Raw genomic sequence first — 18,023 nt, forward strand, 5'->3', positions numbered from 1 at the left:
AGTGCTATTTTGACAAATCATACGAATTAAAAAATTTAAATCTATTAGTCTTTGTACTAATACATTGAATATTAATTATTTTTAATAAATATTAAAGGTTCATTATGCCCTTATTAAAGCCACCTTTTCCACAACATAGCCACCAACATGCAGATGCTCAGCACCCCCATCCCAAGCATTAAGTAAACAAAGGCATTCGCAGAGTCAGTGCCCGGTAATCCGCCAACGTTCATGCCGAACACACCCGTTAAAAAAGACAGAGGCAAGAAAATAGCAGTTACCATAGACAAGACGTACATGCGCACCCCTTGTTGCTCCGCTATGCGGTTTCGCAACTCGTCTTGAAGTACAATTGCTCTTTCACGTAATAAGTCCATATCTTCCACATACCGGCTCATGCGATCGGTTTGCTCTCGCAGTTCAAAACTCTGATTTTGGGACAACGCATCGGGCAAACGAAGTAGGGCATCTAAGGCATCACGTTGTGGCGCAAGGTAGCGCCTAATAGATGCGGCTTGGCGTCTTACGATAGATAAATTTTGCCTATCTTCCTTTCGAAGTTGTTCACGGGTCTCAAACCCTACTAAGCTCTCGTCCATCTCATCAACGGTGTCCAAAATGGTATCAGCGACTTTCGTGATCATGTTCAACAAGAGGGCCGATGGGCTCATTGGCACCTGTTCAGATGCAATTTCATCCCGCAGGTTCTGAATGGAGGCTAATCGCCTGTTTTTACGACGAGCACTAATAATAATATCTTTGTTATACCATGTACGTAGCGACACCATATCTTCTGGGTCGGCATCGGGATTTTTATTAATGCCTCGCAAATACATCAAGGTACCCTGATGCAGGCTCATGGCTCTAGGCCTTGTTTCTAAAGCAAGTAAGCTGTCTATAACCGTGTGGTGTAAGCCACTAAATTGTAACAAGGTGCCAGCGTCTTCAGCATCTGACTGTACATGTAACCAAAGGTAATCATCACTAGACGAACATTGTGCTAATGCGTCGGGAATGGCTTTCGCGTCAATGGCTTTAACTTCACCATTGGAAGATAGTAAATAAGCCCATAATAAGGCTTGAGGCGGTGAGGCTGCGTGCATATTACCCATTACCATCAAAAAAGTTACCTCATACTACGCAGAGATAAAGCCGCTTGCCATCTAAAAAAAAGCGCTTAGATGAAACTAAGCGCGTTTACTATTTTATCTTTCACGGTATTGGGTTCGTTTCACTTTCGGCGTTGACCGATGTTGCGACATAGCCGAACGGTTGGACGATGAACGATTACTTCTAACATCTGTTTTTGCGCGTTTCACATGTGTAGAAGCACGCTGCTGATACTTCTGCCCTGATACCCGATTACTGTCTCTTTTTACGGTTTTAGTTGTGGTTACCGTGCGCGTTGTTGTGCGACTTTTAGGCTCCACATGCTGACGTGCGTTTTTAACGCTGCGAGGCGCAGTAACCTGCCTGTTATTGCCGTTTACGTTCCGTGCAGTGTGTTCTTTAACGTGGTTCTTTTTAACCTGGCGATCCTTAAGCTGGCTTTCGCGCAACTTATTCGACGACTTATTGCTAGGTGATTGGGCATGCAGCGGTGTTTGCTGGCGCACAATATTTCTATTCACTGTTTTGGTATGAATCACCTTATTGTGACTCACCTTAGTAACGGCTCGCTCATTGCTTCTTACTTTCACTGAACGAGTGGCGCTATATCGTCTAGGTGCACTGTGCACAACGCGGTTAGAGTAGCGAGCTCTGCGATGGTCAGCACTATGTTGCCAGCGCTGATAACCTTTACTGTATACACGTTTTTTAGGTGTGCCTCTGTAATAGTGACGTACAGGCTCTCTGTGGATCACTACATGGCGGTTGCTCCATCGAATACCGCCAAAATAGAAGAAGGTTGAAAGCCTAACTTGCGGTGCCCAAAAGAAATTTCCGTGGTGACGGTAACTAACCCTATGATGCCAGTGCACAGGCGCAATGGCATGAGACCAAAGTCCGAATACAACAAGCGGGTCGTAGTAAGGCACGTAAACCACATCTCTATGGCGAGGGGCAATAACAATCACGCTTCGATCTATACCAGCTTCTCTTTCTAGCTCACGTTCAACTTCAAGGTAATCATTCGATTGTAAGTTACCGGTGTTGAGGGCGTGTTGGCGAAGCAACTGTACTCTATCAAGTACACGGGCTTCACTAATTAGTACATTATCACCAAGTTGCTGTAACCAGTTTAGATCTTCGGCCATGCTGTGCAGAATATCGGTAAATGCAGCCAAGGCTTTTACACTCGGATCCCACGTAACAGGTTCTAGCGCTTGCTCTACTTGTAAGGGAGTAAGATGTAAATTGCTTTGGCGCCACCTGTCGGCCGCGACTACATCAAGAGGGTAAGTGGCTGCAATCATAATATGAGTAAGCAAGGTGTCGGGGTAGAGTGCAATGGGCGCAAGTAAGCTATCTAGCTCAGCATCTGAGTACTGATAGTTATCTACCCTAGTTTCTGGTTCAACCGATGCCGACGCTAGCATGGGGAATGGGGTAGACAGGGTTCCCATGGCAACGAGTAAAGCTAAAGTCAGTTTTTTCATACGTTCTCCTTACATTACTCTGCACGGGAGCGCTTAAACTAAGCACTTTTACAGGCAATGTCACAAAGTCTGTATGTGTTATACCGCTTCTGGTATTAACGTAACCTGAACCAACCTGAATTATTGTCATTCAGGTTGGAATAGATTGAATGGCGAGGCGACTTACTTGAAAGAGTGGGGGTCGAATGCGTGACCAAGCTTTTCGGTCTTGGTTTTAATGTAGTTTTTATTGTCTTCTGTAATACCATGGTCGATAGGCTTACGTGCCACCACGTCAATGCCTAACGATTTTAAGGCCGCTAGCTTCTTGGGATTATTGGTCATCAACTCAACGCGATGTACGCCCAAGGTATCAAGCATTAGCTTACAAATATCATAGCTACGTAAGTCGGCATCAAAACCTAAATGCTCATTGGCTTCAACCGTATCCATGCCGCTATCTTGTAAATTATAAGCGCGAATTTTGTTCAGTAACCCAATACCACGACCTTCCTGACGAAGATAAAGTAATACACCGAAACCATTTTCGGCTATGTTCTGCATGGCTTTTTCTAATTGAAAGCCACAGTCGCAACGGGTGCTGAAAAGGGCATCTCCCGTTAGACACTCAGAATGAATGCGGATAGGGACTACATCGTTTTCTTTCCATTCACCATAGGAAAGCGCCACGTGCTCCTGTCCACTGGTTTCAACGAAACCATGGATTTTAAAATTACCATGACGAGTGGGTAATTTGGCGGAACTGACGTATTCGTATTTAGGTTGTTTGCTGCTCATGTTACTTCTACACCTGGATCATAAGCGTTATGTGGGGATGTTCTTGCCTTTTACAAGGGCTTGAGACAGGTACGGCTCCCCATTCATTAATCCGCGAATGTTACAATATACCCCTTTTAAAGTGTAGTAATACCATAGCCTAATCGGTTTTAGGTTATAACGGTTTAAAGTCGTCAAGCAGCGCAGGCTCGGCTACACCATACCCTTGGGCGAAATCAATGCCCATATTACCTAGCTGCGTCATAGTGGCATCAGACTCTACAAACTCACCTACGGTCTGCATTCCTAGGGCTTTCGCAACATCTTTAATGGAAGACACCATAGCGACATCAACAGGATCTGCTCGCATGTCTTTAATGAAGGTACCGTCAATTTTGACAATATCCACAGGAAGGTGTTTCAGATAGCCATAAGACGCAAACCCTCTGCCAAAATCGTCTAACGCAAATGAACAGCCTAAACGATTGAAGGTACGCATGAAGTCGATGGTGTATTCCATCTTGATAATGGCGACAGACTCAATCATCTCGAAGCAAATTTTATCGTAAGGAATGTTGTAACGTTCAAACGCGTTTAACACGAAAAGTTTGAAGTCTCTGTCGGCTAAGGAGTGGCAGTTTAAATTAATACTACAGCGCTTGAGTTCAGCCAAATGCTCAGGGTGCTCATTTAGCCAGCTAAAGGTATTAACAATAACCCACTTATCTATTTTAACGTTCATCTCGAAGCGTTCAGCGGTAGGTAGAAATGCGGCGGGCTCTACAATGCGTCCATCGGTCTCTTTCATACGCAAAAGCACTTCATAATAGTGACCGTCATTGGGTCGGCTTAATGGTCTAAGGGGCTGGTAGTAAAGTAGGAATCTGTCTTCCGATAACGCCGACTGAATGCTGTTTACCCAATCAAGCTCATTTTGGTAGCGCAGCATGCTTTCATCGTCTTTGCTGTACTTGTGAATTTGATTACGGCCCTGATCTTTTGCGTAATAACAGGCGGCATCGGCCATGCAGATGTATTGCTCTGCACTGGCGTCGGGGTCGGTACACACTACCATGCCAATGCTAACCCCTAGGCTAAATATGCGGTTTTCCCATGAAAAGCGGTAAGCCTGAACGGCATTTAACAATGTGGTTGCCTGCAAGTAAGCTTGTTCTTCCGGCTGATTTTCAAAAATAACGCCAAATTCATCGCCGGTGATCCGTGCCAGCATTGCCTCATTAGGAAGTGATTTTTCTAGCAAGTGAGCAATATCTTTAATAAGCGCATCGCCGGCTTTGTGGCCAGAGGTGTCATTGACAATTTTAAAGCGATCTAAATCGAGATAAAGCACGCACGGCGGAATGGGGGAATTTTCGCTTAGCCTAGCGGTCAGAGTAGTTTCAAACTGACGTCTATTATAAACCCCAGTTAGCGAGTCGTGGGTTGCCATAAATTGTAGGCTAGAGTCTGACTGCTTTTTCTCGGTAACGTCGATAATAGAGCCATATAAAAAGCTACCACTGTCATTTTCTCGTACCTGACAAGATATAGAAAACCAGAAAGCACTGCCGTTGGCGCGCATTCCCTTAATTTCGCGTGCCGCAACCTGGCCGCTATGAAGTAGCTCTCCTACCAGTACGTCACGGTCTTCCGCATTAGCGTAAAACTGCTTGGTGTTTTTCACTTGTGCTAACATTTTTGCTTCATCGGTATAGCCAAAAAGGGCACACATGGCAGGGTTAACTGTTTTTAACTCTCCGTCTAGCGTAGAGGTGTATAGGCCTTCACTAGAATTTCGAAATAAATCATAAAAGTGATGAAGGCTACTAATAGTGGCTTCACTTTCAGACAATTGCAGCCTGCTTGCGTTCTGCTCTTTTAATTCAACGGCAAACCCGATGCAAAGAAGAGACAAGGTCAGTAGGGTTAGAATAATCATGACAATGGGCGCGGTATAAAAGACATCGTCGAAGGCGATTTTAACGAACACAGCATAAAGCATGAATACGAACACCCAGGCGAAGGCGAACAGCCTGCTTGATGCTATGTTTTGTTTATCCTTAAAAATGAAGGCTAAGGCAATATGATAAGCAGCGATAAACGGGCTGGCGGCAAAAAGAATGCGGGTCGCGTCGTATGCGCTCGTTGCCACTGCTGCGATAGCCATGCCAATAGGGAGTGCAAAGGTCAGTAGCCTTAGCACCAATGGAATGGGTGAAAATAAACTATGGGTCACTTTAGCGAGCGTCACAAAGCCAAGGCTAATGAGTACGGCAAAGGTTATCTCACTCGCGTTAGTTAAAGAAGGCCACGTCGCAAGCCCGCCTTGCGCCATAAATAACAGCGCAAATAAAACAAAATTGGTTACCGCCAACCAGAAACGAGCCGGGGTGCGCTGATATAGGTAAGACAGCAGGAAGTAGCCAGTTAATACCGTAAGCATACCCAGCACGATGCCAAGTAGAATAAGCAAGGTTTCATCGTATTGTTGAATTGCTTGTTTTTCCCATAGTGAGATTGGGAAATAGCGAAGACCATCGTCATACACACCAATAACAAGCCGGACATTTTCTTGTGGCGTCAGTGAAAAGCTTAAGCGGATGGCAGAGAAAGGTTTCTTTAATGAAAAATCCCCTTTACCTGCTTGGTAGCGGTAAGACTTAATGATTCGAGCATTACCATCAAGCAAGTAAATTTGAAGGTCGTTAATATTAAGCCTGTCTATATTTAGCACTAGGGGAATAGTGCTAAATCCGTCGTTCCTCAATTCATTAGAAATCCAGAGGCGACTATTATTCCTATCAAGCGGAATGCTGCTGGTTAAGGGGCTAGAAGGGTGGAGTACATCTAAATACGTCATTGATTTGTGCGCGACAAAAAACGAACTGCTTTCGTTAATGGTGGCAACATGAAAAGACTGGTCAATGGTAAGCTCTGACGCAACAGCCGAATTTTGGATGGCGTCGCTTAACGCCCAAGTAGATAAGGTGATACAAGCAACGAAGAATGCCAACATTCCTTTTCTTGTGAATGGCATAGCTACCTTATTAACGTAAATTCTCAAAGATCAGTAAACTAATAGTAACGGAAGATTCTGATTTTGGGGAAAGAAATAATGAAAAGAATGATGAAAAGTCATTCACTTTTCATCAAATAGATAGTCGTACAGGTCCTGAGCATTTTCATTACTTCCTATTGGCTCAAGCCAAATAGCTTCGCAAAGCCACTCGATAAATAGCATACAGCTGAAGCCTCCGTTGCTTAAGGTGACTTGATAGCGATCTGCCCCCCATTCTTGATTTGTCGCCGTTAAATTAAAAAGCGCACAGAAGGTTTGCTCCCATTGTTGAGTTTTTAAAGGCGTACTAGGAAGTGGGGAGTCGATAAACAAAGCCTGGCCGTTTATTTTCGACAAGGCTTTAAGATTTTGAATCGTTAACTGCTGCATGACAAGCTCGTGTGTGCTGATGATGAGGGTGGCTCTGAAAAGGGGTGCGTATCCCATTTCCTTTCAAATGGCGTACTTGCAGCTTCTAACAAAGCTTCAGAGAGTGAAAAATCACCCTTTTCGGCCAATTCAACCGCCTGTTGAAGTAAATGAGTACGAGGAATAACCGCGGGGTTTCGCAACAATAGCTCCGTATCTTCTTCTCTTGCTAAACGCAGCTGGCGGTAGCTTTCCCACCATGCATCTGCTTTTTCTTGATCAACAAGTGTTACTTGTTTGAACCTGTTTTCCTGACTAACGAAGATATCGTGAAAAGGACACTGAGTCTTGTTTATATCTGCCAACGCCAACTGACGGAAGCAATACGTGTAATCTAGATTCTTGGTCTCAAGTATTTGTAGCCAAGACTGCATAACAGCAAGGCTTTGCTCTTTCTCATTAGTCTCAATGCCCATCCGTAAAAGCATCAAGTGTTGATATTGCGTAATGAACGTTTGCTCGAAGGTAGATAAAGCGGCTTTTATTTCATCCACCGAGCAATGGCCTGAAAAGGCATGGGCAAGGGCATTTAAGTTCCAAAGGGCAATACACGGCTGTTGATTAAAGGCATAACGGCCTTGATGGTCAGAGTGATTAAAGACCGCGCCAGGCTCGTAATTATCTAAAAAGGCAAACGGCCCATAATCAAAGGTAATGCCATGAATAGACATATTGTCTGTATTCATCACGCCATGTACAAACCCGTGCGTTTGCCACAACGCGACCAATCTAGCAGTACGGGTTACTACCGCGCCTAGTAACGCAGCATAAGGGTTTGTAGCCGCTTTGCATTCGGCAAAATGATGCTCAATGGTGAAGTCGAGTAACCGTTGTAATTTATCTTTTTGACTGGCATAAAAATAATATTCAAAGTGACCAAAGCGTATATGACTAGGGGCTGTTCTTATCATCATGGCACCGGTTTCAGGGCGTTCTCGGTACACGGTATCTGAACTGGTGAAAAGGCACAGTGAACGGCTAGAGGGAATACCTAAATAATGCAGTGCCTCAGCGCCAATATATTCTCTTAATGTGGATCGCAGTACGGCACGTCCGTCAGCGTGTCTTGAATAGGGGGTAGGGCCAGCGCCTTTTAAATGGAGATCGTGGGGCTGCGCGTTTGCGTCGATAACTTCTGCTAAAAGCAGCCCACGCCCATCACCTAATTCAGGGTTCCATTGACCAAACTGATGGCCACCGTATTTTTGTGCAAATGCCTGTTGTGTAAGGGGCGTAACAGGGGAGTGTAGCCAATCAAGCATGTTTTGAGGCTGCAGTAAGGGTTCGGGAAGTGCAAGCTCGTTGGCTAGTGTGGTGTTAAACAAGCCTACTCGCATGTTTTTAAGCGGTTCTGGAAGTACAAAGCTACCCAGTTCCGATAGGGTTTCTGCATAGCGATTTAATAAACCCATTAGTTACTCGTTTCCCGATGGCGTGACACAATCTATAGGGCGGAAAGTAGCAAAATGTGAAGGCTAATAAAAGCGTCATTTACATCAATGAGACACAGTGCAACTTATCACAGATTAAAATTAAACTTCCCCTCTATAAAACGTGTATAAAAGACGTAAGCTAGCAATAATAAAAAAACGGCCTTATTTGGGCCTCAAGGAAGCATTATGCTCACGTTACATCACTTAAATAATTCTCGGTCTCAACGTATTTTATGGCTATTGGAAGAGCTAGGCGTTGATTACAATATTGAACACTATCAGCGAGATAGCACCACTAATCTTGCGCCGGAATCGTTACGTGCAGTACATCCACTAGGTCGCTCGCCTGTACTGACTACCCCTGAGGGGGCAATTGCTGAGTCAGGCGCCATTGTCGAGTACTTAGTTCGCCAGCATGGACAAACACGTTTTACCTCTCCTGAGAGCGGTGAAAATCTGCAGCAGTATTTATTTTGGTTACACTTTGCCGAAGGCTCGCTAATGCCACCCTTGGTAGCTAGGTTGGTGCTTGAAAAGGCCCGTCAAAAAGGGTCTAAACCTTTCTTTATCAAACCCATCACGAATAAGTTAATTGATGGAATTTTGAATGCCTATTATGGGCCAAATTTATCCCAAAGCTTGCGCTATGTAGAGTCTTACCTGGCCCATCACACGTGGTTTGCCGGTGAACAACCCACCGGAGCTGATGTACAAATGATATTCCCGCTGGAATCATTGGTGGCAAGTGGTAATGCCAAAGACTTTCCTGCCATTCGGGAATACGTGAAACGGGTACATGCAAGGCCAGCGTATAAGCAAGCGCTAGAAAAAGGTGGCGAGTACGCGTACGCCTAATGCCCAATGTTGAGCCCTTCTTTGTTTAGATGTAGGTCTATTTAAATATAGGCCTGTTTAGATGCAGGCCTTTGTGGGTATAGGCTCTGGCGAGGAATAGGCTTTAGCTAAACCCATATGCTAACTAAATACTGCCGCTATTGCTCACGATGAATGTAATCGTTTATCAGCTGCATAAAGGCGTCGCCATAGCGCGATAGCTTGGTTTGGCCTACGCCGCTCACATCTAACATAGTGTCGCGGGTGGTCGGTAGCTTAGCGGCCATGTCTACCAGTGTAGCATCACTGAATACCACATACGGCGGCACTTCATTTTCCTCTGCCAGCACTTTACGTAAGTGCTTTAAGCGCATAAATAACGTACGGTCGTAGTTAGCCGGAGCTTGTTTCTCTTTTTTATCTGGCTTGAATTCTAATCTAGGTACCGCTAGCTGTACGGCTACTTCACCTTTTAATACGGGGCGGGCAGCTTCGGTTAATCGAAGCGCGGCGTTGGCGGTAATATCAACCCGAATTAACCCCTTATGAATAAGTTGGTTAATCATATTGTGCCAGTAGCTATCAGATTTGTCTTTGCCAATACCATAGGTTGAAAGCTGGTGGTGCCCCGCTTCTTGCAAGCGCTTTAGTTGTTTGCCGCGCAGTACATCAATAAGGTATTGGGTAGAGGCTTGCTGAGAAAGCCTAAGAATACAAGACAGCACTTTTTGGCTAATGACTAAGCCGTCAATCATGGTGGGTGGATCTAGGCAAATATCACAGTTCCCACAAGCGCTATCACTAAATTGCGAGAAGTAGTTAAGTAGTACTTGTCGGCGGCAGGTTTGCGCTTCAGAAAATGCCTCCATGGCCGCAAATTTTTGCAGTTCAATAGCATTTCTATCGGCCTGCTCACCTTGCTCAATCCACTGGCGTACCCGAGCTGCATCCTTTTCATCAAATAACAACATAGCTTCTGATTCAAGGCCATCTCGTCCTGCGCGCCCTGTTTCTTGGTAGTAACTTTCAACACTTCGAGGTACATCGTGATGCACCACGTAACGTACGTTCGATTTATTAATACCCATACCGAAGGCGACAGTGGCCACCACGATATCAATTTTGTCGTTCAAAAATTGGCGCTGTACTAATTCTCGTTCATCGGCATCCATACCCGCATGATACGCCGCGCAGCGAAAACCTTGCTTGAATAGCTTGGCATGTAAGTCGTCTACTTTGGCGCGGCTATTACAGTAAATAATCCCGCTGCCTTCTTGTTGCTTAACGTAGGTAACAACCTGTTCGAAGGCTTTGTACTTCGACATCACCCGATAACGAATATTCGGTCTATCGAAACTGCCTTTATAAACTAGCGGGTCATTAAGTTGCAGTTGGGTGAGAATATCGCTCTGGGTAGCGATGTCTGCTGTGGCCGTTAACCCAATAACAGGAATATCAGGAAAGCGGGCTTTAATCTGGCCAAGCGCACGGTAGTCGTGCCTGAAGTCGTGCCCCCAATGCGATACGCAGTGGGCTTCATCGATAGCAAACAAGGCTACGTCTGTAGTACGAAGCGTTTGCTGAAAGCCGAATTGAAGCAAGCGCTCAGGAGATACATACAATAAGTCTAACTGGTTAGATACCAGTTGCTCTGAAATTCTGGCTTGCTCTTCATGACTAAGTGTTGAATTTAGATAAGCGGCTTTTACCCCTAAGGCTTTTAACTGTTCCACTTGATCTTGCATTAGCGAGATAAGCGGCGACACAACAATGCCGGTACCCGCGCGAATGAGTGACGGAATTTGGTAACACATAGACTTACCGCCACCAGTAGGTAGCAGTACAAGTGCATCTCCACCTTTGCATACGTGGTGGATGACATCTCCTTGTCCGTCGCGAAAATCATCATACCCGAATACATTTTTTAAGATGCTTTCGGGGGTAAGCGCATCGGAAACGGGAGAAGTGATAGTGGTGTCGGCAATTACAGAAGTCATGACGGGGGATTTTACGCGTTTTTGAAACGTTCTTCACGAAACAAACGCAAAAACTGGACTAAAATTCAGAAGTCATATGAAAAGGTATAACAAATTAAAACAGTGCGGTGAGTAAAAGTGAGCTAACGTCGAATGCCTGTTACTCATAAAAATGGGATCAAAATGCGCTCTTCAGACAATAAAAATATGCCTAGCCGCAAGGATATGATTGCACATGTAATTAGCTTATTTCGTGATACTATGCCGTTTAACCAGCTATTGGGGCTAGAGTTTGTTCGCCCGAATGAAGGGTTAGAAAGTGACTGCATAGAACTTCACGTTTCTTGGCGTGAAGCCTTAACCGGAAATCCACTGAAAAAAATTCTTCATGGCGGCGTGACAGCCACTATGCTAGATACCATAGGCGGTTTGGTCGCTATTATCGAAGCGATTAAACGAACTAACGATGCTGACTTAGCAAGCTTGCAAACCCGTCTACCGAAAATGGGCACCGTAGATATGCGCGTTGACTATTTACGACCGGGTCGTGGAGAGCAGTTTATTGCTACGGCAAACGTTATTCGCGGCGGCGCTAAGTTGGCGGTTTGTAGGATGGAACTTCATAACGAAAAAGGCGATCATATTGCCTTTGGTACGGGTACCTATATGTTGGGGTAGCCGGTATACAATGCATTTTGGAGGTGTCGAATGGCGGAGCCATTACCCGATCTTATCGAAGAGTTTGTAACAGATGGTGTGGGTGATGACCCAGCGTCTATTCTTACCGCATTAAGTGGGCAGGATACTGTCTACATTGCCTCCTTATTAGAATCGTTACCCCTAGAGCGACGTCTGGTCGTTTGGGAAGGCATTCCACGTGACCGCAAGCTTAGCGTGCTGGTGGAAATGCGAAGCGACCCTCGTGAAATTCTCATCGACGCCACGCCACATAACGAGTGGGCTTCTATTTTTGCCGATATTGACGCAGAAGACTTACTTGAACTTCTCGATTCATTACCTACACGGTTAGTTGATGTCGCGTACGAAGCACTTGATAGCCAAGAGCGTAAGTATTTCCGCGAAGCGACTCAATTCCCTGACGAACAAGTGGGTCACTGGGTTAGTCATGAATTGCTAGTACTACCCGCCAATGCAAAAGTGAAAGAAGGCTTACGCCTCTTGCGACGAGATATTCCTCAGCACTGCGATAGTATTTACTTGGTGAACCGTTCTGGCCAATTCACTGCACTGGTGAAAATTCATCGTCTTTTTGCGGCGCAAGAACACAGTTCACTGATTAGCATGGCCGAAGAAAATGTCACTATGTTGGTGGGCACCGATGAATCAACCTCCGCGTCATTGCAGGTGCAGCGCTCGGGGCTATCATCGCTACCTGTGGTGGATGAATCTAACAAACTCATTGGTCGTTTAGATATTGCCTCGGCCAGTGAGCTGATGAATGAGTTTTATGAGCGCCAAGTGATGGCCTCGGCAGGTATGGATGAAGACGAAGATTTATTCTCCCCTGTGGCAAAAAGTGCGCGAAACCGAGCATTATGGCTTGGTATAAACTTGCTTACTGCGTTTTTGGCGTCCTGGTTTATCGGGTTGTTTGAAGCTACATTACAGCAAGTCGTTGCCCTTGCGGTATTGATGCCAGTGGTCGCCAGTATGGGGGGGATTGCTGGTAGTCAAACCTTAACGCTTATTGTGCGCGGGCTGGCGCTTGGGCAAGTAACCCCAGCCAACTTACGTGCGCTTATGATGAAAGAGCTCAAAGTCGGGGGGCTAAATGGCGTGATATGGGCGTTGGTGATAGGTATTGTGGCCTATTTCTGGTTTGCCGATGCGCTACTTGGCATGGTGATTTGTCTTGCCATTCTTTTTAATATTGTGGCAGCAGCTCTTGCTGGTGTGTTCGTGCCCTTTATCTTAGACAGACTAAAGATAGATCCAGCGCTATCTGGCTCGGTTATTCTTACCACGGTAACTGACATTGTAGGCTTTGTTGCCTTCTTAGGTTTAGGCACGCTATTTCTGTTATAGCTGGAAAAATAGGTAGGGCCTGTTGACCTTTTCTGTGCATTTTGACCGCAGTATGTGTGCTGTTTAGGTAAGGCGAATGGTTGCAGGTCAACACGCCCTAGACAAACTTTATCGAAAAATACGCCCATTCTGGGCGTGATAGGCTTGTTATCTAGAGCAAGGTAATGAACACTACGCGCCTTTTTTCAGCCTTAAAAAGTGATAGTAAACTATGCGTGCTCAGCAAGCCAGTGCTGCCCAAGTCGGAATAATTTGTGCCATCGCGGCCTACACCATGTGGGGCATAGCGCCAATCTACTTTAAACAGCTTACTATATTGCCCGCGGCAGAAATTCTAATGCACAGGGTAATTTGGTCGGTGTTGGTGCTGGTAGGCTTGATTGCTGGGTTAAAGCAGTGGCCCAAGGTTGCCGCAGCTTTGCGAAATAAAAAGGTGATGCAGGTGTTGTTTATTGCCGGCATTTTGCTGGGGGCAAACTGGCTACTGTTTATTTGGGCGGTAAATAACGACCATATTCTTGATGCTAGCTTAGGTTATTACATCAATCCCCTCATTAATGTGTTTCTTGGGCGGCTTTTTCTAGGAGAAAGACTAAGAACGTTTCAGCGAGTGGCGGTAGTACTCGCTATTGTTGGTGTAGCTATTTTGATTTTCTCTTACGGTCACGTGCCTTGGATTGCACTTATATTGGCGGGCAGTTTTAGTATTTATGGCATTTTACGCAAGCAGGTAGCCGTAGATTCTTTACCGGGTCTTTTTATAGAAACCTTAATGCTATCACCTTTGGCAATAGGGTATTGGCTGCTATTTGGATCGGAATACAGCAACCTTTTTAATAACGATGCTAACTTAAACATGCTTATTTTAGCGGCCGGTATTGTGACCACCGCGCCCTTGTTATGCTTTACCGCAGCGGCACGGCGTATCATGTATTCAACGTTAGGCTTTTTACAATACATAGGGCCAACACTCATGTTCGTGTTGGCGGTCCATTTGTACGATGAACCGTTAGATGAGGCTAGGCTAATCACCTTTGGTTTTGTGTGGTTAGCACTTGCAGTATTTAGTGTCGATTCCCTTATCGCCTACAAAAAGCAGCGAAAAGCCCTAAGGGCATCGTTAAAGGCGACTAACGAAACCAGTGAAACTCAAACCTCTTGAGTTTCTCCGGTTACATGAACTTGATTACGACCTGCATTTTTTGCTTTGTACAAAAGCTTATCGGCACTACTTAGCAAGGTTTCAATATTTTGCGTAGGGGTATTACAAAGGCCAATGCTACAGGTTACATTTACGCTTTCTTCGCCTAACTGAACAGCGGTTTTCTCTAACGCGTTTCTGAATCTATTCAACCGCTCTTGTGCGTTATGAATGTCAATTTTAGGCAAGTACACGCAAAATTCTTCCCCACCAAAACGTGCAACCAAGGTATCGTTAAAATGAACTTGTAACAGGTTAGCTACCGCTTTGAGCACAAGGTCGCCGGCATCATGCCCGTAGGTATCGTTAATGCGCTTAAAATGATCAAGGTCGATAAGTGCTAAAGCATGCTGCTCAGGTAGCTTTTTATACTGCACGGTAACGGTATAAAAGAAATGGCGGCGGTTAGGCAACCCAGTTAAATAGTCGGTATTGGCAGCGCGTCGAAAGGCTTCTACGCTTTCAATATATTCAATATTCTGCATTACGCGGCATAAAAACTCTTCATGACAGTAAGGTAAATGCAAAAAATCGTTCGCCCCGCTTTTTATGAAGTGCGCAGACATGAGCGGACGTTGGTCGCTTGCTAGGCCTATAATGGCTAACTGCTCTTTTGAAAATGCTTTTCGAAGGCCTGAAATAAATTGCGTGCCTGTCATATCGGGAAGCGCGTTATCGGTGATAACCAACCTGATATGCGCATGCTCAGCCAGTATGCTCATGGCATCGTTGGCAGTAGGGCAGTCGTAAACCACAAAATTGTGCCGATAAAGCAGTGATAGCATTTTTCGTCTAGATGAGCGGTGAGTACTTACTACCACAACACCTGTAGATTTGTTCTTCTCTAATCGAAACAGTAAACGGCTTAAGTAATCGTAATTTTGCGCGTTTTCTTTGGGAATGTAATCAACGACGTCTTTTTCTAAGACCTTGTCTCGGGTTTTCGCTTCTAACGTATCGGTCGTGACTATGGTTGGAATGAAGGCGTCAATGGCGAAGTCGATGGCTTCGCCATTCGACGCATCAGGTAAGTTATGAGCAACAATGGCGCACAAGAAACTTTCTGGCATCATAAGCGCAAAACGTGCGCTCGCTTCCGTTAATGAGTGAGCACCCACAGGGGTTAGCCCTGCTTTTCTGACAAGTTTTGATACAACGTCTAAATTTTTATCGCTGTTTTCTATCACCAGCACATTTTGCGGCATATTTTTCTACTTGGGTTCAGGCTTCTTGCCAGATGACTATGCTTTTTCCAATTTAGCATAGGCGAGAACGAGCCATTTTGTACCAAATTCGTCAAAATTAACTTGTACCCTAGCGTGTTCACCACTGCCCTCGTAGTTTAATACTATTCCTTCACCGAACTTGCGATGAGCCACTTTTTGGCCCAACTGAAAGCCAGTTTCTTCAAAAGAGGCATGTGAGGTCGCTTGGCTGAATCGATTATGTATCGGTCGAGAAATCGTAGACTTGAGCCTTACTTCTTCAACACAATCAGCAGGAATTTCACGAATAAAGCGAGATGCCGTGTGATATTTGTCTTGCCCATATAAACGGCGGCTTTCCGCGTAGGTAATATACAGTTTCTCCATCGCGCGGGTCATGCCCACGTAACACAGGCGGCGTTCTTCTTCCATTCTGCCTGGTTCATCATTGGTCATCTGGCTTGGAAACATGCCTTCTTCAACACCGGCCATAAATACCATAGGGAATTCGAGCCCCTTTGCGGTGTGAATAGTCATCATCTGAACCGCATCTTGATCGGTACCCGCTTGGGTTTCGCCCGCTTCTAACGAGGCGTGAGCAAGGAAGGCTGACAGCGGCGTCATTTCTTCTGCTTCGTCGGGTACGGTAAATTGCTTACAAGCCGTAACTAATTCTTCTAAGTTTTCTAGGCGCGCTTGGGCTTTCTCGCCACGTTCGGCCTGATACATGGCGTACAAGCCTGACTGCCTAATTGCCACATCGGCGTGTTTTTCTAATGGCTCGTCTACGGTAGCTTGTTCAAGCTCGGTAACTAACAGCACAAAACTTTGAAGGGCGTTAAGAGCACGGCCTTTTAGCGCATTTTCATTAATGAGTAGTTGGCTAGCCTGCCACATTGAGCAGTTATGTGCTCTGGCAGCTTCTCGTACTTGTGAGAGGGTCTTCTCACCCATACCGCGAGTTGGCGTGTTCACCACACGTTCAAAGGCGGCATCGTCATGAGGATGATTCATCATGCGAAGGTAGCCAAGTGCATCTTTAATTTCTTGGCGTTCGAAGAATCGAAGACCACCATAAATGCGGTACGGTGTCCCTTGGTGAAGTAAGGCTTCTTCTAATACCCGTGACTGAGCGTTATTGCGATATAAAATGGCGGTGTCTTTTAACGCATTGCCTTGGTTCAGCCAGTCTTTAATTTTCGACACAATAAAGCGGGCTTCATCTAACTCATTAAACCCCGCATAAACAGAGATGGGCTCGCCATCGTTGCCGTCTGTCCAAAGCTCTTTGCCTAATCGGCCCGTATTATTATCAATAACCGTGTTGGCGGCTTTCAAAATGGTGCCGGTAGAACGGTAGTTTTGTTCTAATCGAATGGTTGTGGGGTTATTGAAGTCTTTTAAGAAATGCTGAATATTATCAACGTTCGCACCACGCCAGCCGTAAATAGATTGGTCGTCATCGCCCACAATCATAATATTGTTTTGATTGCCGCTACACAGCATGCGTAGCCACGCGTATTGGATGTTGTTGGTATCTTGGAATTCGTCAACTAAGACAGCGCGGAAGCGTCGTTGGTAATTGGCGAGTACTTCTGGGTTTTTAGCCCAAAGTTCGTGAGCACGTAATAACAGCTCGGCAAAATCCACAAGCCCTGAGCGGTCGCACGCGTCTTGATACGCGGCGTAAATTTCACGCATTTTTTGCTGGGTTTGGTCGTTGTGGGTTTCAATATGTTGAGGGCGTAGGCCTTCGTCTTTATTGCCGTTGATATACCACTGAATTTGACGGGGCACCCAGTGCTTTTCGTCTAAATTCATGGCTTTTAAGATACGTTTGATCAAACGGTATTGGTCGTCTGAATCAAGAATTTGGAAATTTTCAGGCAAATTAGCTTCTGCATGGTGGGCACGAAGCAACCTGTGGGCTAATCCGTGGAAAGTACCAATCCACATATTATTCAGACCGCGGCCCATTAACGATTCTATTCGCCCACGCATTTCTTTCGCGGCTTTGTTAGTAAAGGTTACGGCTAGTATGGAAAAAGGGGCAATGTTTTCCACTTCCATCAGCCATGCTATACGATGTACTAATACCCGTGTTTTACCACTTCCCGCGCCAGCTAATATGAGGGCGTTAGAAAGAGGGGCTGCTACCGCTTCACGTTGTTTGTCGTTAAGCTCGTCAAGCAGTCGGGATACATCCATAATATGGTCAACCTAATTTGTCTAGTTTCAATGCTGCAACATTATGCCAGCTGACTGTGAATTTATACAGGCTTGTTTGATGAAGCTGAGCGGCTAGTGGGTAACTTTTACGATGAATTTAGCCCTGTGAAGGTGATACCTGCCGTATTCACGAGCGGGTTATCGATAAGTTGAACAATTTTCACGCTTGAAGCGTAGTCTGTAGGTGTTGTTTTTATGATGGCTCATGTACACTTCGAGCCATTATGTTGCCTATTGCAATCTAGGCCTTTAGCGT

At 45.4% G+C, this 18,023-nt stretch carries 13 protein-coding genes; 4 read left to right on the forward strand and 9 right to left on the reverse strand.

The window, feature by feature from the left end; all coding sequences use genetic code 11:
* Positions 1-113: 113 nt before the first annotated feature.
* The 6 genes from KYS23_RS03780 to KYS23_RS03805 all read right to left on the reverse strand — a co-directional run bounded on the left by KYS23_RS03780 (position 114) and on the right by KYS23_RS03805 (position 8,255).
* A complete protein-coding gene (locus KYS23_RS03780; protein ID WP_218418068.1) occupies positions 114-1,103 on the reverse strand; it encodes a zinc transporter ZntB in 990 nt (329 codons plus the stop codon).
* A 102-nt stretch (positions 1,104-1,205) separates the two neighbouring features.
* A complete protein-coding gene (locus tag KYS23_RS03785; RefSeq protein WP_218418069.1) occupies positions 1,206-2,600 on the reverse strand; it encodes a DUF3300 domain-containing protein in 1,395 nt (464 codons plus the stop codon).
* A gap of 162 nt (positions 2,601-2,762) precedes the next feature.
* A complete protein-coding gene (gene ribA / locus KYS23_RS03790) occupies positions 2,763-3,377 on the reverse strand; it encodes a GTP cyclohydrolase II (protein WP_159527987.1) in 615 nt (204 codons plus the stop codon).
* 154 nt (positions 3,378-3,531) lie between these two features.
* A complete protein-coding gene (locus tag KYS23_RS03795) occupies positions 3,532-6,393 on the reverse strand; it encodes a putative bifunctional diguanylate cyclase/phosphodiesterase (protein WP_246604289.1) in 2,862 nt (953 codons plus the stop codon).
* A gap of 102 nt (positions 6,394-6,495) precedes the next feature.
* Complete coding sequence (locus KYS23_RS03800; RefSeq protein ID WP_159527989.1) at positions 6,496-6,804, reverse strand: DUF3630 family protein; 309 nt, start codon at positions 6,802-6,804, stop codon at positions 6,496-6,498.
* Positions 6,792-8,255, reverse strand: coding sequence for a protein adenylyltransferase SelO (locus KYS23_RS03805; protein ID WP_218418070.1), 1,464 nt, complete (start codon positions 8,253-8,255; stop codon positions 6,792-6,794). Before KYS23_RS03805 ends, KYS23_RS03800 begins: the two co-directional genes overlap by 13 nt.
* 207 nt (positions 8,256-8,462) lie before the next feature.
* Between KYS23_RS03805 and KYS23_RS03810 the strand changes: the two genes are divergently transcribed.
* Positions 8,463-9,131, forward strand: a complete 669-nt coding sequence (locus tag KYS23_RS03810) for a glutathione S-transferase family protein (RefSeq protein WP_159527991.1) — start codon at positions 8,463-8,465, stop codon at positions 9,129-9,131.
* Between the two features lie 137 nt (positions 9,132-9,268).
* Here the strand turns inward: KYS23_RS03810 and recQ are convergent, their stop codons facing one another.
* Positions 9,269-11,107, reverse strand: a complete 1,839-nt coding sequence (recQ, locus tag KYS23_RS03815) for a DNA helicase RecQ (RefSeq protein ID WP_159527992.1) — start codon at positions 11,105-11,107, stop codon at positions 9,269-9,271.
* 162 nt (positions 11,108-11,269) lie between these two features.
* Here recQ and KYS23_RS03820 point away from each other — a divergent pair, with 162 nt between their 5' ends.
* The 3 genes from KYS23_RS03820 to rarD all read left to right on the forward strand — a co-directional run bounded on the left by KYS23_RS03820 (position 11,270) and on the right by rarD (position 14,294).
* On the forward strand, positions 11,270-11,764 hold the full coding sequence (locus KYS23_RS03820) for a thioesterase family protein (RefSeq protein WP_218418071.1): 495 nt from the start codon (positions 11,270-11,272) through the stop codon (positions 11,762-11,764).
* A 30-nt stretch (positions 11,765-11,794) separates the two neighbouring features.
* The gene (locus tag KYS23_RS03825) at positions 11,795-13,132 is read left to right on the forward strand and encodes a magnesium transporter (protein ID WP_218418072.1); all 1,338 of its coding nucleotides are present in this window, start codon (positions 11,795-11,797) and stop codon (positions 13,130-13,132) included.
* A 211-nt stretch (positions 13,133-13,343) separates the two neighbouring features.
* On the forward strand, positions 13,344-14,294 hold the full coding sequence (gene rarD / locus KYS23_RS03830; protein ID WP_159527995.1) for an EamA family transporter RarD: 951 nt from the start codon (positions 13,344-13,346) through the stop codon (positions 14,292-14,294).
* Here rarD and KYS23_RS03835 read toward each other — a convergent pair.
* Positions 14,282-15,538: a GGDEF domain-containing response regulator gene (locus tag KYS23_RS03835; protein WP_218418073.1), complete on the reverse strand. Its 1,257-nt coding sequence runs from the start codon at positions 15,536-15,538 to the stop codon at positions 14,282-14,284. The two genes, rarD and KYS23_RS03835, sit on opposite strands and share 13 nt — an antisense overlap.
* A gap of 36 nt (positions 15,539-15,574) precedes the next feature.
* A complete protein-coding gene (gene uvrD, locus KYS23_RS03840; protein WP_159527997.1) occupies positions 15,575-17,746 on the reverse strand; it encodes a DNA helicase II in 2,172 nt (723 codons plus the stop codon).
* Positions 17,747-18,023: the final 277 nt, after the last annotated feature.

Origin of the sequence: Alteromonas lipotrueae (genome assembly GCF_019249255.1) — a bacterium.
GTDB classification, from domain to species: Bacteria; Pseudomonadota; Gammaproteobacteria; order Enterobacterales; family Alteromonadaceae; genus Alteromonas; species Alteromonas lipotrueae.

Coding starts and splice junctions, on each gene's coding strand:
- KYS23_RS03780 (WP_218418068.1), bottom strand. CDS start 1,103: ATGCACGCAGCCTCACCGCCTCAAGCCTTATTATGGGCTTATTTACTA.
- KYS23_RS03785 (WP_218418069.1), bottom strand. CDS start 2,600: ATGAAAAAACTGACTTTAGCTTTACTCGTTGCCATGGGAACCCTGTCT.
- ribA (WP_159527987.1), bottom strand. CDS start 3,377: ATGAGCAGCAAACAACCTAAATACGAATACGTCAGTTCCGCCAAATTA.
- KYS23_RS03795 (WP_246604289.1), bottom strand. CDS start 6,393: ATGCCATTCACAAGAAAAGGAATGTTGGCATTCTTCGTTGCTTGTATC.
- KYS23_RS03800 (WP_159527989.1), bottom strand. CDS start 6,804: ATGCAGCAGTTAACGATTCAAAATCTTAAAGCCTTGTCGAAAATAAAC.
- KYS23_RS03805 (WP_218418070.1), bottom strand. CDS start 8,255: ATGGGTTTATTAAATCGCTATGCAGAAACCCTATCGGAACTGGGTAGC.
- KYS23_RS03810 (WP_159527991.1), top strand. CDS start 8,463: ATGCTCACGTTACATCACTTAAATAATTCTCGGTCTCAACGTATTTTA.
- recQ (WP_159527992.1), bottom strand. CDS start 11,107: ATGACTTCTGTAATTGCCGACACCACTATCACTTCTCCCGTTTCCGAT.
- KYS23_RS03820 (WP_218418071.1), top strand. CDS start 11,270: ATGCGCTCTTCAGACAATAAAAATATGCCTAGCCGCAAGGATATGATT.
- KYS23_RS03825 (WP_218418072.1), top strand. CDS start 11,795: ATGGCGGAGCCATTACCCGATCTTATCGAAGAGTTTGTAACAGATGGT.
- rarD (WP_159527995.1), top strand. CDS start 13,344: ATGCGTGCTCAGCAAGCCAGTGCTGCCCAAGTCGGAATAATTTGTGCC.
- KYS23_RS03835 (WP_218418073.1), bottom strand. CDS start 15,538: ATGCCGCAAAATGTGCTGGTGATAGAAAACAGCGATAAAAATTTAGAC.
- uvrD (WP_159527997.1), bottom strand. CDS start 17,746: ATGGATGTATCCCGACTGCTTGACGAGCTTAACGACAAACAACGTGAA.